We start from the raw sequence: 14,300 nt of genomic DNA, 5'->3' as shown, positions 1-14,300 counted from the left end.
TGGCGGGCGTAAAGATCGGCGATGGTCAGGACGGACGCGCTGAAACTCAAGGTCCAGCTCTTCTGCGGGGATGAGCCCGCGATCGGTCCGGGCAAGGCGCAATTGCTGGAAGCGATCGGCCGCGAAGGCTCGATCTCGGCGGCGGGCCGCGCGTTGGGAATGAGCTATCGCCGGACCTGGATGCTGGTCGACACCATGAACCGATCGTGGAAGGAAAAGCTGGTCGAGACGACCAGCGGCGGCGGACCGTCGAAAGGGGCGCGGCTGACCGCCTGCGGCCGGACGGTGCTCGAGGCGTACAGGTCGCTTGAGCGGCAGCTTGCAAAGGCGGCGGCCGAAGGCGGTCTCGACGCGCTCACCGCGCTGCTGCTGAACACGCCCAGAGAGACGGGGGAAGCACCGCGCGCGCCACGGGCGACGGCAGCGACCGACTGAACCTCAAAGCGTCTTGCCGCACGCCTTTGTCGGACGCGCGAAACGCCGGTCTGCGATAAAGCCGCGATCGGTCAGCGCCCCAAGAAACGCCTCCAGATCGGCCATGTCGGTGGTCGAGAGCGTTGCGACGGACGGGACGTTGCGATGGCGGCGAATGGCATCGGGCAAGGTCGGGCTTTCGCCATCATGCATATAGGGCGCGGTCAGGGCTATGGTCCGCAGGCTGGGCGTGCGGAACCTGCCATCGTCGGCGGCGAGCCCCGTCACGTCCGCCAGGCCCCGGTCGGTTCCGCGCGCCGGCGCTTCGATCGCGTGGAAGCGATGGTCGGACAGGGTCGCGCCGCCATGACAGCTCGCGCAATCGGCACGTCCGAAGAACAGCGCCGCCCCGCGTTTCGCCGCTGGCGTCATCGCGTCCGCCCGCCCCCGACGGACGCGATCAAAGGGGGTGTCGAACGCGATCATCGTGCGCTGAAAGGCCGCGAGCGCTTTCGACACCGTGGACAGGTCGATCGCCCCGCCCCTCTCGGGAAAGGCGGCGCGGAACATCTGGCCATAACAGGCATCCCGGCCGAGCCGCCGACCGATCTCGGCCTCCCGGCCCTTCATGCCCATCTCGATCGGATGCTCGCCGATGATCGGCACCATCGCCTGCGTCTCCAGGCGCGTCAGGCGCGGGTCGGCCCAGGTCAGGGGCGTCGCATAGCCGATATTCGCGAGGCCGGGAACGTTACGGCGACCGGGATCGCCATGGACGCCGGGCCGGGTGCGGTTGTCGTCGGCAAAGCCGTGCTTCTGCGTGTGACAGCTCCCGCAGGACATGGTGCCGTCGATCGAGAGGTCCGCGTCGTAGAATAGCCGCCGCCCGAGTTCGACCTTGGCGATGGTCATCGGGTTGTCGGGCGGCACCGGGGGTGGTGCGATCCCCGTCGGCAGATGCCAGCGCCATTGCGGCGGATGGGCGGCGGCCGCCATCAGCATGGCGGCCGCGACCGTCAGGGCTCCGCAGAGGGTCCGCCGCATCGCCTCAGGGCAGCCGGGCGACCATCAGCGCGATATCGGGCGTCGCGTTCGCCGCGATCTGGAGCGTGTACCGGCCCGGCGTGAGCGGGAAATCGACCATCTTGCGGATGCCCGAGCAATCGGGACCATGGCCATGAGCGGTCGATGCCACCATCGTCCTGCCCCGGAGGATGTCGATCCACGCCCCCGAGCCGAGCGCGACACGATAGGTCCCGGCGCGTTCGATCCTGAAGCTGAACAGCCCGCCATGGCTGACCGAGCCGCCCGGCTTTTCGGGCCGGATCACATAGGCGACCCGGCCGGTCGGCTGGAGCGTGGCATCCACCGCCGAACCGATGACAAGGGTCGCGGCCCCGAGACCCGAGGCGTTGCCAGCCGCCCGGACCGGGCGGCGCGCCGCCCATCCGCCCAGTTCGGGTGGCAAGGTCGTGGCACCGGCCGGGCAAGCCGGGCCCGGCTGCTGCGCGTGGATGGCGGACGCCGGCGCGATCGCCAGGATCCCGGCCCATGCTGCAACAAGAGCGTGACGCATCCCACTGTTCCTCCCGACCAACTGCTATATATCACCATATATAGCGAGTCGCCGAAGCACAATGCCGGCACTCGCCACGGGGGGACAGGAATGCGACTTTTGCCGATGCTTGCCGTCACGACCATGATCGTGGGCCATTCTCCGGCCCATGCGCAAACGGCCGACACCATGGCCAAAACCGATGACAACGCCTTCACGCTCGGCCAGATCATCGTCACCGCGCCGCGGACCGAGGGCGTCGCCATCGGGCAGACGACCTTGTCGTCCGACGCGATCTACACATTCAACCGCAACACGCTGGACGAGGCCGTCAACCTCATGCCCGGCGTATCGTCCTCGAACAGCGGCGGCTCGCGCAACGAGCGGCTGATCTTCGTGCGGGGATTCGATCGGTTTCAGGTGCCGCTCTCGCTCGATGGCATCCGCGTCTATCTGCCCGCAGACAATCGGCTCGATTATGGTCGCTTCCTCACCCCCGATGTCGCCGAGGTGCAGGTCGCCAAGGGCTATGCCTCGGTTCTGGACGGGCCCGGCGCGATGGGCGGCGCGGTCAACCTCGTCACCCGCAAGCCGACCCGGGCGATCGAGGGCGAGGCGCGCGCGACGCTGAACCTGGGTCGCGACGCGGACTATACGGGCTATAACGTCTTCACCCTGCTCGGAACGCGACAGGACCAGTGGTACGCGCAGGGCAGCTATACCCGGACCTTCCAGGATCATTGGGATCTGGCCGGCGGCTACACCCCGACCGCGACATCGCAGCAAAAGGGCGGCCGGCGCGATTTCAGCCGGACCGAGGACTGGCGCGTCAATGCCAAGGTCGGCTTCACCCCCAACGCCACCGACGAATATTCGGTCAGCTACACGCGGCAGGAAGGTTCGAAGAACGCGCCGCTCCACGTCACCGACACCAGCCTGCAACGCAACTGGTCCTGGCCCTATTGGAACCTGGAGAGCGTCTATTTCCTGTCGACCACCGCGCTGGGCGACCGGGCGACACTGAAGGCACGCGCCTATTACAACAGCTTCGACAATCTGCTGCGCGCGTTCGACGACAGGACCCAGACGACGCAGACGCGCGGCCGCGCCTTCAACAGCTATTATGCCGACAAGGCATGGGGCGGCTCGGCGCAGCTCGACGTCGACCTGACCAGCGCGGACCGGCTCAGCCTCGCCGCGCATTATCGACGCGACAAGCATGTCGAATGGCAGCAGATATTCCCCAGCGGCTTCACCGAGCCCCGGCAGACCAATATCGAGGACACCTACAGCCTCGCCGCCGAAAACCGGCTGGCCCTGTCCCCCGCCTTGTCGTTCGTCACCGGCGTCAGCTTCGACTGGCGCGACCTCAAAAAGGCGGAGGACTATGGCACGCCGCCCGGCGGTGGCGCTGCCCGGCTGTTCAGCTATCCGATCCGCAATGCCAGCGCGTTCAATGGTCAGGGCCAGCTCGTCTGGACCCCTGCCCCCGACACCAGCCTCCACGCCAGCGTCTCATCGCGCGCCCGCTTCCCGACCATCTTCGAGCGTTTCAGCTCGCGCTTCGGCGGCGCGACGTCCAGCCCGGACCTGAAGGCGGAGCGCGCCACCAATTACGAAATCGGCGGGTCGCGGCGGTTCGGCATCCTGTCGGTCGACGGCGCGGCCTTCTATTCGCACCTGAGCGATGTGATCGTCGCCTTCCCGATCCTCTTCAACGGGCAATCGGTGACGCAGAGCCGCAACCTGGGCAAGGGCGACTATTATGGCGCGGAAATCGCGCTCAACGCCCAGCTCGGCCGGACGCTCAACCTCGGCGCCAACTATAGCTGGACCCATCGCGACCTCGACGACCCGACCAATGCGGCGTTCCAGCCGACCGGCGTGCCGACGCACAAGGCCTTCGCCTGGGTCGACTGGTCGCCGCTCGCGCGGCTGAACGTCGTGCCCAATGTCGACATCGCCTCGGACCGCTGGACGGTGAACACCGCCGGTACCCGCTATTTCCGCACCGGCAGCTATGTGCAGGCGAATCTGCGCATCGACTACCGGCTGGTCGATGGTGTCGAGATCGGCGTCGGCGCGCGCAACCTGTTCGACGACAACTATATGCTGGCCGATGGCTTCCCCGAACCCGGCCGCAGCCTCTTCGCCAGTCTCCGCGCGAAATATTGAGAAGAAGCCTGGGATCGGAGGGCGGGGGCTCCCAACCGCCTCTGGGTGGCAAGGACCGGCGGAGCGATCCGGCTGGCCCCGCCCCGCCCCGCCCCGCCCAAACAGGTCGCGACGACAGAACGCAATGACAACGACGACACGCTCCGGGGCGACCTGCACGCGCTTGATCGCGGCAGGCGCCATGGCAAGCCGTCATGCCGGGCGCGGTATTCGTTCACAGGTTTAGTGAAACGTTTCACTAACTCGTCACATCCCTCTGCGATGACGCCCCCGAATCGGAAAAAGGGGTGGCAACATGTATTTGAGGAAACGATCGCGAGCAGCCGTGGTGGGTGTCGGCACGGCCGCTCTTCTGGCGGGGACGGCGATGCCGGCCATGGCGCAACAGGGCAGCAGCGACGATGCCACAGCGCGAGCGGCACCATCCCCCGGCGACACCGACATCGTCGTGACCGGGCGCCGTCTGGGCGCGGGCAAGGCGCGCGCGACATTCGCGCTCGACCGCCAGGATATCGAGGATCGGCCGTTCGGCGCGGACGTGACCCAGAGCCTCGCCAAGGTGCCGGGCGTCAAGGTTTCGACCGGCGATGCGCGCGGCGGCTCCTTCTCGTTCGAGTTGTTCCTGCGCGGGCTGAACAAGGAGCAGGTCGGCCTGACGCTGGACGGCGTGCCCACGGGCGATGCGCGGTTCAATGGCGGCTCGCCGCCGCAGCGCTTCATCGATTCCAGCAACATCGGCGGCATCGTCGTGTCGCAAAGCGCGGGCGACATCGGCGCGCCGTCGCGCTTCGCACTGGGCGGGTTCATCGATTTCCGCACCGACGACCCCGCCAGGAAAAGCGCGGTCACGGTGGAAGGCGGACTCGGCAACGACAATTTCACGCGGCAATATGTGCGGGTCGATACCGGCGACCTGCCGGGCGGCATCGCGATATATGGCAGCTACTCACACCAGTATAACGCGATCTGGGCTGGCCCGAAGGCGCGGCGCTCCTATCGCGATCATGGCGAGGTCAAGGCCGTGAAGACCTTCGCCAACGGCTCGTTCCTGAAGGCGCGGGTGTCGTACAACAGCCAGTTCGACAATGACTTCAACATCGTCACGCTGCCGCAATTCCTGGCCAATCCGAAAAGCGACAATCTGAACGACACGCTGACGGGCATTCCCCGGCAGGACCTCAATTATGGGGGTACGTTCGGCGGGGCACGACGCGACCTCCTGGCCTATCTCAACGCCCGGCTGGTGGCGGGCGAGCATGTGACGATCAGCGTCAATCCCTATTACCAGACGCTGGATGGCTATTCGACCAGCTATCAGAACCGCCATCGTCAGCTCGCGGGCAACGACCCGGCCGCCGTGCTGGGCTATAATGCGGCGGGCGGGGCCGTTCGACCGGCGCTTTCGACCCTGTCGAACCCCAATGTCTTCGGCGGTCCCGCCGACATGCGCGTGACCCCCCGCAAGCGAGAGCGGTACGGCACGACGGCGGAGGTCAGGGTGCAGGACCTCCTGCCCCGCAACACGATCCGCGCGGGCCTGTGGTATGATGGCGGCACGTCGAGCGAGACGCGCAACTTCTATCCCATCATCCCCTCGACGACCGACCTGGCCTGGCAGCGGGGGCGACCATCCTATGTGCTGTACGATCGCTCGACATCGATCACGACGCTGGAGCTGTACGGACAGGATTCGATCGAGATCATTCCCGACATGCTGCGGCTCGACGCGGGCCTGACATGGTACACGATCCGCTACAAGGCGCGGTCGCCGCTGGAATATGCGGCGCGGCTCGACTTCCGGCAGAATGCGCCGGTCCAGCCCAAGGTGGCGCTGAGCCTCAAGCCCGTCGATCATGTCGAGATCTTCGGCGGCTATGCGCGCAACTTCTCCGGCATCCCGGAGGACGCCTTTCTCGGGTCGACCGCCGTCATCCAGCCCGGCGACCTCAAGCCGCTCCAGTCGGTCAATTTCGATGCGGGCCTGCGCTACACCGCGGCCCATTATGCCTTTTCGGTCCAGGGCTTCCATGTGCATCTGAAGAACGGGGTCGGCATCGTCCCCAATGATCCGACCGTGACCGATCCCGTCGACATCCAGCGCGGGAACGTCGCCACCCGCGCGGCCACGATCCTGGGCCAGACCACCGATGGCCTGGAACTGACCGGCCTTGCGACCTATCCATGGGTCGACCTCTACGCCACCTATTCCTACCAGCGCGCCCGCTATGACGATGCGGTGGCGGGATCGCGGGACCGGCTCAACCTCGCCTCGGTCGGGATCATCGCGGGCAGCGATGTGCGCGATGATCCACGGCACAGCGTCTATGGCGAGATCGGGTTGAAGCCCTTTGCCGGTGTCCGCGTGCAGGGCAACGTCAAATATATCAGCAGCCGTGTCGGCGGCGACATCATCGCGCCGACCAGCTTGCGCGAGGTCGCGATCGAACGGATTCCCGGCTATACGCTCGTCGGGCTGTCGGCGCGCTACGCGTTGCCGCCGCTCGGCGCCCTGCGCGACGCGGTGATTCAGCTCAACGTCGATAACCTGTTCGACAAGGGCTATATCGCGGCGGTGAGCAGCGCGACGGCGACCGCGACGGAGCCGGGTTTGCCGGGCCGGTCGCTGGGGCGCTATTTCCTCGGCGCACCACGCACGGTCACGGCCTCGTTCCGCGTCCGGTTCTGATCGTGCGACGACACGGGATGATGGCCGTGGCGCTGGCGAGCCTGTCGCTCGTCGGCGCCTCCGCCGCGCCTTCGCAACAGGGCCGGATACTCGCTGCGATCGACCTGCCGACGCGCATGGCGGGGAGCGCCGTCGGCGGGATTTCGGGACTGGACCACGATCGACGCCGCGACGCGTGGCTGCTCATCAGCGACGACAAATCGGACCATGGCGCGGCCCGTCTCTACAGCTTGCGCCTTTCCTTCGATCCCCGGTCGGGCCTGACGCTGCGCGGCATGGCGCCGGTCATCCTGCGGGATAGCGCCGGTCGCCCCTTCCCTCCACCGGGCACGGGCAGGGAGGCCGTGGACGGCGAAGCGATCCGGTTCGCCCCCGATGGCCGGCACATCCTCTGGGCGAGTGAGGGCGATGCCCGCGACGGCTTCGGCCCGGCCTTGCGGATCGGCGATCGCCACGGCCGCACCCGCGCGATCATGCGGCTCCCCCCGCCGCTGCGCGACGATGGCCGCCCGAACAGGACGATCGAGGGGTTGAGCTACGCCCCGGATGGCCCCGTCTGGGCCGCAATGGAAGGGCCGCTGCTGCATGACGGTCCGCCGTCGACGGCAACGCGGTCGGCCGTCGTCCGCTTCGCCCGGTTCCAACGGGGCACGCCGCCACGGCAATATGGCTATCCGATCGATCCGATCATCCACCAGCGGCCGGGGCGACTGGCCGACAATGGCGTCAGCGACATCCTGGCGGTCGGCGACACCCGGCTGCTGGTTCTGGAGCGGTCGGGCGAACAGCAGGGCGATGGCCGGTTCGCCTTCCATTGCCGCCTTTACCTCGCGGATTTTCGCCATGCACGCGACGTCACCGCATCGGGATTGCCGGACGGGTCCGATGGCATCGCGACAAAGCGGCTGCTGATCGACTTCGACCGGTTGATGCCGGAAGGGTCGGGCAATCTGGAGGCGATGGGCTGGTGGCCGGGGCGACGTGGGCGCTGGCTGCTGCTCGCCAACGACAATAATTTTGCCGACGGCACCGCCAGCCGGCTCATGCTCGTCGCGCTGCCGGAGACGCTTTCCCCGCGCCGATAGATCTTGGCAGGTCCGGCTGGCGAACCTAACCCGGCGGCCGACCGTCAAGACGAGCGACATGTGAACGACACCAGCAGACCCAAGGCAGCGACGTTGAAGGATCTGGCCCGGGAAGCGGGGGTTTCGCTGACCAGCGCATCCTATGCGATCAACGGCACCGGCTCGGTCGGCCCCAAGACCCGCGCGCATATTCTGGACGTCGCCAAGCGGATCGGGTTTCGGCTCAACCTGAATGCCAGGGCGATGAAGGCGGGCCGTTCGGGGATGCTGGCGCTCATCATTCCCGATCTGGGGAATCCGTTCTTCGCCGCGCTCGTCCAGGCCGTGTTCCGCGAGGCACGCGGGGCGGGCTATCAGATCTATATGATGAACACCGAGGGCTCGGAGGCGCTGGAGGCCGAGGCGCTGGCGACGGCGGCGGGCCTGCGCGTGGATGGGGTCGTCTGGTTCTCGATCCGGGACAAGGACACATCGGCCGGCGTCCTCGCAAATATCCCGACCGTCGTGCTCGACCGGGCCATTCCCGGCTATGATACCGTCACGATCGACTATGTCGCCGCCGGCCGGATGGCGGGGCAGTATCTCTGGGACCATGGCCACCGGCGTATCGGCATCATCGCGGGGCCCCTCGACATCACGGCCATGCGCGACCGCTGCGCCGGGGTCGAAAGCATCTTTGCCGGGCGCGGCGAGATCGTCTTCAACCTCGAAAACGCTTTCTCCACGGACCTGGAACCGGGCGTCAAGGCGGCGTTGGCCGCGCGGCGGGCAACCGCCATTTTCGCGGCCGCCGATCTCATCGCGATCGGGGCGATGCGCCATGTCCAGGACCAGGGGATGGTCGTGCCGCGCGAACTTTCGATCATCGGCTTCGACGATATCGATCTTGCCGGTCTCACCCAGCCGCCGCTCACCACGATCGAACTGCCGATCGAGGAGATCGCCCGGAACGCCGTGTCCACCCTCGTCGCCCGGATCGGCGGCAAGGATCGTGACACGGTCAAAACGGTCCTTGGCACGACGGTGATCCGCCGGGCGTCCGTCACGGACCTGCGGGCATAGGCACAAGGCCGCGCCGCATTGCCATCCGGGTCATGGGCATCGCGCTGGCGCGGCGGGGACAGGGCTCGCGGCGAACGTGCCCTGCCCCGGATGGATCAGGCCGCCACGACACGCACCGGAATGGACTTGGCCGCCGGCGTGCCGCTGACGCGATCATAATAATCGAGCGGCAGCAGCGGGTTGAGTTCGGGATAATATCCGGCGATCGCCCCGCGCGGCATCGGATAGTCGATGATGGTGAGCGCATCGACACGCCGCTGGACACCATCGCCGCTGATCGTCTCGAGCGCGACCTTCGACCGCTCCTCAAGGCCGCGCGCGATCCGGTCCTCCCTGTTCATGAACAGGACCATGCGATCATTGTAAACGCCGCGATACCGATCGTTATAGCTGTAGATCGTGGTATTGAACTGATCGTGCGACCGCACCGTCGCCAGCCTCAGCATCGCGGGATCGTCGACCGGCGTGTTGACGTCGAGGCCGGGCAGCAGCAGGAAATTCGCCTTGCCATTGGGGGTCGGCCAGACGCGCCGCCGCGGCGCGATGTCCAGGTGGAAGCCCTTGGGGTCCTTGATCCGGTCCGCAAAGCCTTCATAGATATCGGGATAGACCTCCGCGATCTTGTCGCGGATCAGGTCGTAATCGTGGATATAGGATTCCCACGGGATCCGGCTTTCCGGCAGCGCGGCCATCGCCATGCGGCAGACGATCTCGACCTCGGGCTTCAGATGCTCGCTCGCGGGCGGCAGCACGCCGCGCGACGGCGTGACGTTCGACATCGAATCCTCGATCGTCACGAACTGCTCGCCCGCCGAGGTCTCGATCCGTTCGGAGCGCGCGACCACCGGCAGGATGAGCGCATCCCGGCCATGGACGAGATGGCCCCGATTCAATTTGGTGGCGATGCCCACGGTCAGCGCCAGCTTGCGCATCGCCGCATAGGCGATGTCGGTATCCGGCACGGCGCGCACGAAATTGCCGCCCATGCCGATGAACACCTTGGCCGTCCCGTCGAGCATCGCCTCCACCGATTCGACGGTGTGATGGCCGTGCGCGCGCGGCGGCTCGAAGCCGAAGACGTCGCGCACCCGATCGAGATAATGCTGGCTCGGCTTTTCATCGATGCCGACCGTCCGGTCGCCCTGCACGTTGGAATGGCCGCGAATGGGCGAGATCCCCGCGCCGGGCTTGCCGAAATTGCCCTTCAGGAGAAGCAGGTTCGCGACCTGCTGCAGCAATTGGGACCCCCGTTGATGCTGGGTCAGGCCCATGCCGTAGCAGATGATGCTGGCCCTTGAGCGGATGTAGATCTCCGCGCAGCGCCGGATCTGCGCTTCCTCGATCCCCGAATGCGCGACAAGGTCGGCCCAGTCGAGGGTCATCACCTCGTCGCGGACCGCCTCCATCCCCGCCGTATGCTCGGCGAGGAACGCGTGATCGAGGATCGTCTCGCCCTTCGCCTCGCGCTCGAACATCACCTTCATCATGCCCTTGATGAGCGCGAGGTCGCCACCGATCCGGATGTGCACGAATTCGCTGGCGATCGGCGTCGAGCCGAAGGTCGCCATCTGGACGATGTCCTGCGGCTCGGTGAACTTGATGAGCGCCCGCTCGGGCATCGGATTGACCGCGACGATCGGCACGCCGCGTTTGCGCGCCTCGACCAGGTTGGTCATCATGCGCGGCGAGTTGGTGCCGGTATTCTGGCCGATGACGAAGATCGCCTCGGCATGCTCGAAATCCTCGAGCACCACCGTGCCCTTCCCCACCCCGATCGCCGGCGGCAGGCCGCGGCTGGTCGGTTCGTGACACATGTTCGAACAGTCGGGGAAATTGTTGGTGCCGAACTGGCGGACCATGATGGAATAGAGGAACGCCGCCTCGTTCGGCGTGCGGCCCGAGGTGTAGAATTCCGCCTCATGCGGACTGTCGAGCGCCGACAGATGCTGGCCGATCAGCGCGAAGGCGTCGTCCCATGAACAGGGGACATATTTGTCGCTGGCGCTGTCATAGCGCATCGGCTCGGTCAGCCGGCCCTGCATTTCCAGCCAATAGTCGGATTTCTCCATCAGCGCGCCGACCGTATGCCGGGCGAAGAAATCGCGCGTCACCCGGAACCTGGTCGCTTCATGGGCCAGCGCCTTCGCGCCATTCTCACAGAATTCCAGCGTCTTCTTGCAACCGGAATCGGGAAAAGCGCAGCTCGGGCATTTGAAACCGCCGGGCTGGTTCATGGACAGCAGCGCGCGCGAGCCCTTGGTGACGACGCTTTGCTCAAGCAGGACTTTCGCGGTCGCCGCCGCGGCCCCCCAGCCGCCTGCAGGATGGTCATAGGGCTTGTAGCGAAGGGTCTCGTCGGCCATGATCCACCACTCCCCTGTGCCTCAAAACATCCCATCCATCGACCCGTCAGGCATTTGATTTCGACCGACATTGCGGTCTTCGCCCGTGGGACAAGCGTCTGAACGCCGGGGATCGGGAAATCGCCTCAAAATATCGGCCGCCGCGTCGATTCGGCCCATGTCGCGGCGAACGCGATGGGGATCAGTCCGGGGGGATCAGTCCGGGGCCGCGTCGGTTGCCGGCACGGAATCGCGCGCCAGATACCGGCTCGGCCGGGGGCGACCAAATAGATATCCCTGCCCCAGGTCGCAGCCCAGCGCGCGCAGCGCCTCGGCCTGCGCCTCCGTCTCGATCCCCTCGGCGACGACGACCTTGCCCAGGCCACCGCCCAGGCCGACAATGGCACGGACGATCGCGATCGACCCTTCGTCACCCTGGTCCAGCCCCGCGACGAAGGACCCGTCGATCTTGAGCCGGTCGACCGGCAGGCGGCGCAGATGCACCAGCGAGGCATAGCCCGTGCCGAAATCGTCGAGCGCGATGCACACCCCGGCGTCGTGCAGCGTGCGCAGATTGGCCAGGATGCTGTCGGCCGCGCGGTCCAGCATCACGCCCTCGGTCACCTCGACGCACAGCCGCCGGGGGTCCACGCCATGATGCGCCAGCCGGTCCAGCACCTGGCGCGCGGCGCGCGGCCCCACCAGTTGCGCGGCGGTGAAATTGACCGCCACCACGCCCAGCCGCTCGCCCTCGGAACATAATTCGCGCAGCGCCAGGTCCAGCACATGCTCCTGGATGCGCGGTCCGATCCGTTCGGCCACCAGCACCTCGGCAAAGCGGCCGGGCGCCATCAGCCCGTGGCGCGGATGATACCAGCGCAGCAGCGCTTCATGCCCGGTCACCGCCAGGGTCGCCAGCGAGACGATGGGTTGCAGATGAAGCAGGAACTCGCCGCGTTGCAACGCCTCCTCGGCATCGGCGGTGAGTTCGAGCTGAAGATCGCGCAGGCTGCGTTGCAGCGAATCATAACGGGTATAGCGCGCCCGGCCCAACCGCTTGGCGGTATAGAGCGCCAGATCGGCATTCTGGTACAGCAGGTCGGGCATCCCCGCATCTTCGGGAAAACGCGCGCAGCCGATGCTGAGCGACAGCGCGCCGTTCGGATCGGTCGGATGCCACGCCTCGCCCTGCAACGCGCTCATCGCCTCGGCCAGCCCCGCTTCGTCGGACGGCGCGCAGGGGCAGAGAATGGCGAATTCGTCGCCCCCGATCCGGGCGATGCGAACGTCCGGGAAAGAGTCCAGCGCGCCGGACAGCGCCGACCCGACCCGGCGCAACAGCATGTCGCCACCGGCATGGCCCAGCCGGTCGTTGACGTCCTTCAGATAATCGACATCGATCAGGAACAGGCTGAAGCTCGTATCCGCCTCGATCAGGTCATGCGTCCATTCCTGAAACGCCGCGCGATTGCCGAGCCCGGTCAGGAAATCGGTATGCGCCGCCTGCCGCAGCGCCTTTGCCTCGGCCTGATCGATCTCACGCCGCTGGCCCGCGCGGTACAATTCCTGGCGGATGCCGCGAAATCGGTCGGCGATGGCCAGCGACAGGATCAACGCCTCGAACGCCAGCGCGGCGAAGGTCGCCATGTCCACCACGTCATGCTGCCGCACGAACCCCAGGTTGCGCGCGACCCGTGCGAGGAAGACGATGATCGCCAGGCTCCATCCGGCCATGTAGAACCAGATCACCCGGCTGCCCCGCCGCACCGCGACGATACAGGTCATCGCCATCAGGATGGAGGTGATGGTGATGACATAGTTGAGCAGCCGGTCGGTCAGCACGGCGGGCAGCCACTGGTCCGCCGCCGCCACGAAGCCCAGTACCGCGCCCAGGACGGCCAGCACGCGCCCCGCCAGGATGAAGCCGCGCGGCAGCACGCCGTCCTCGATCACCGTGAACAGGAACATATTGCCCGCCGCGATCAACAGGCCGACCAGCACGAAGTCGAGCCGCACGGCGGTCGGCCCGACCAGTCCAGGCACGACGAAGGCGGCGGTGTTGGTCCACACCAGCCCATAGGCGAAGGACACCCCGACCCACAGGACATACCAGCGCTGGAACGCGTGGCGCCGCCCGGTATGGATGACCACATTGTAGAGCAGCGCGGACAGCAAGGTGCCCGCGAACACCCCCATCAGCAGCAACCACCGGACATCGTCCGACGCCATGTTCGTTCCCGGGACCGCCACCACCTTGCGCATCAGCGACAGGTCGTCGATCCGGCGAAAGCCCAGATACAGGCCGCGAATATCGCTGCCCGGCGGATCGACGGTGAATTTCAACAGGCCACCCGGCGCCCAATGCCCGTCCAGTTCGGACGCGGCACGGTCGAACCGGTGAAGCCCCGTGCGATCGGCGACGAGCAGGGCGATGCGATCGAACCGGGTCTGGTCGACCATCAGGCTCCAATGCGGGCCGAGCGGCGTCAGCCCGGACGGATCGAGCCGCAGCCAGAGCCAGTCCCGCCCCGCGGTCGGAGCCTGCGCATCGCACCGGTAGCGGGCGGCGGCCACCGCCGCATCGTCCGCATCATCGGCCAGCGTCGCGGTGCACAGGGCATGGCGCAGATCGACCCTTTGCCCCCGCACCGTGCCCGGCAGCAGGCCCATCGATACCAGGAAGAATGCGAACCAACATGATCTGAAATATGATGCCACTAGCGCGGCCCCCAACCGCCGCGCGGCCTCTATCGCGTGCGAACGGCTTTGTCCCCAGAAAGTGGCGATTTTCTACGATCGGGAACGGAGGATCGGCGCGCGGCGCGCGATGCCAAAGCCGCCCCGTCTTTCCTTGCGTGAAAGGCGGGGCAACCTTGCTGTCCGCCCGGCCGGATGGCCGGACGCCGCGCTCTTTAGCGCGGATAGATTGCCCGATGGTGAATGAAACCCGCCGCTTATCGCCCGCTAATATGTCGCCGCGC

At 66.8% G+C, this 14,300-nt stretch carries 9 protein-coding genes; 5 read left to right on the top strand and 4 right to left on the bottom strand.

Annotated elements, in window-relative coordinates:
* Window positions 1-21 precede the first annotated feature (21 nt).
* Window positions 22-435, top strand: coding sequence for a winged helix-turn-helix domain-containing protein (locus tag RN629_RS11945; protein ID WP_407035422.1), 414 nt, complete (start codon window positions 22-24; stop codon window positions 433-435).
* A 3-nt stretch (window positions 436-438) separates the two neighbouring features.
* On the opposite strand, the gene RN629_RS11940 is transcribed toward RN629_RS11945, so the two are convergent.
* Window positions 439-1,458 carry a cytochrome-c peroxidase gene (locus RN629_RS11940; RefSeq protein ID WP_407035421.1) on the bottom strand — a complete coding sequence of 340 codons (1,020 nt, stop codon included), beginning with the start codon at window positions 1,456-1,458 and terminating at the stop codon, window positions 439-441.
* A gap of 4 nt (window positions 1,459-1,462) precedes the next feature.
* Entirely contained in the window at window positions 1,463-1,990 is a 528-nt protein-coding gene (locus tag RN629_RS11935; RefSeq protein WP_407035420.1) for a homogentisate 1,2-dioxygenase, read from the bottom strand.
* Window positions 1,991-2,158: 168 nt separating this feature from the next.
* Between RN629_RS11935 and RN629_RS11930 the strand changes: the two genes are divergently transcribed.
* The 4 genes from RN629_RS11930 (at window position 2,159) to RN629_RS11915 (ending at window position 8,977) form a co-directional block, all read left to right on the top strand.
* On the top strand, window positions 2,159-4,144 hold the full coding sequence (locus RN629_RS11930) for a TonB-dependent receptor plug domain-containing protein (protein WP_407035419.1): 1,986 nt from the start codon (window positions 2,159-2,161) through the stop codon (window positions 4,142-4,144).
* Window positions 4,145-4,439: 295 nt separating this feature from the next.
* Entirely contained in the window at window positions 4,440-6,830 is a 2,391-nt protein-coding gene (locus RN629_RS11925) for a TonB-dependent receptor (protein WP_407035418.1), read from the top strand.
* 26 nt (window positions 6,831-6,856) lie between these two features.
* Complete coding sequence (locus tag RN629_RS11920; RefSeq protein WP_407035417.1) at window positions 6,857-7,915, top strand: esterase-like activity of phytase family protein; 1,059 nt, start codon at window positions 6,857-6,859, stop codon at window positions 7,913-7,915.
* 60 nt (window positions 7,916-7,975) lie between these two features.
* Complete coding sequence (locus RN629_RS11915; protein WP_407035416.1) at window positions 7,976-8,977, top strand: LacI family DNA-binding transcriptional regulator; 1,002 nt, start codon at window positions 7,976-7,978, stop codon at window positions 8,975-8,977.
* A gap of 95 nt (window positions 8,978-9,072) precedes the next feature.
* Here the strand turns inward: RN629_RS11915 and RN629_RS11910 are convergent, their stop codons facing one another.
* On the bottom strand, window positions 9,073-11,340 hold the full coding sequence (locus RN629_RS11910) for an FdhF/YdeP family oxidoreductase (RefSeq protein ID WP_407035415.1): 2,268 nt from the start codon (window positions 11,338-11,340) through the stop codon (window positions 9,073-9,075).
* 195 nt (window positions 11,341-11,535) lie between these two features.
* Window positions 11,536-13,989 carry a putative bifunctional diguanylate cyclase/phosphodiesterase gene (locus RN629_RS11905; protein ID WP_407035414.1) on the bottom strand — a complete coding sequence of 818 codons (2,454 nt, stop codon included), beginning with the start codon at window positions 13,987-13,989 and terminating at the stop codon, window positions 11,536-11,538.
* Between the last annotated feature and the right edge of the window lie 311 nt (window positions 13,990-14,300).

Origin of the sequence: Facivitalis istanbulensis, from assembly GCF_040560405.1 — a bacterium.
Lineage (GTDB): Bacteria > Pseudomonadota > Alphaproteobacteria > Sphingomonadales > Sphingomonadaceae > Sphingomonas > Sphingomonas istanbulensis.
Note: the sequence above shows the minus strand (reverse complement) of the source record. Positions and strands in the feature narration are given on the sequence as shown.

Coding starts and splice junctions, on each gene's coding strand:
- RN629_RS11945 (WP_407035422.1), top strand. CDS start 22: ATGGTCAGGACGGACGCGCTGAAACTCAAGGTCCAGCTCTTCTGCGGG.
- RN629_RS11940 (WP_407035421.1), bottom strand. CDS start 1,458: ATGCGGCGGACCCTCTGCGGAGCCCTGACGGTCGCGGCCGCCATGCTG.
- RN629_RS11935 (WP_407035420.1), bottom strand. CDS start 1,990: ATGCGTCACGCTCTTGTTGCAGCATGGGCCGGGATCCTGGCGATCGCG.
- RN629_RS11930 (WP_407035419.1), top strand. CDS start 2,159: ATGGCCAAAACCGATGACAACGCCTTCACGCTCGGCCAGATCATCGTC.
- RN629_RS11925 (WP_407035418.1), top strand. CDS start 4,440: ATGTATTTGAGGAAACGATCGCGAGCAGCCGTGGTGGGTGTCGGCACG.
- RN629_RS11910 (WP_407035415.1), bottom strand. CDS start 11,340: ATGGCCGACGAGACCCTTCGCTACAAGCCCTATGACCATCCTGCAGGC.
- RN629_RS11905 (WP_407035414.1), bottom strand. CDS start 13,989: ATGGGCCTGCTGCCGGGCACGGTGCGGGGGCAAAGGGTCGATCTGCGC.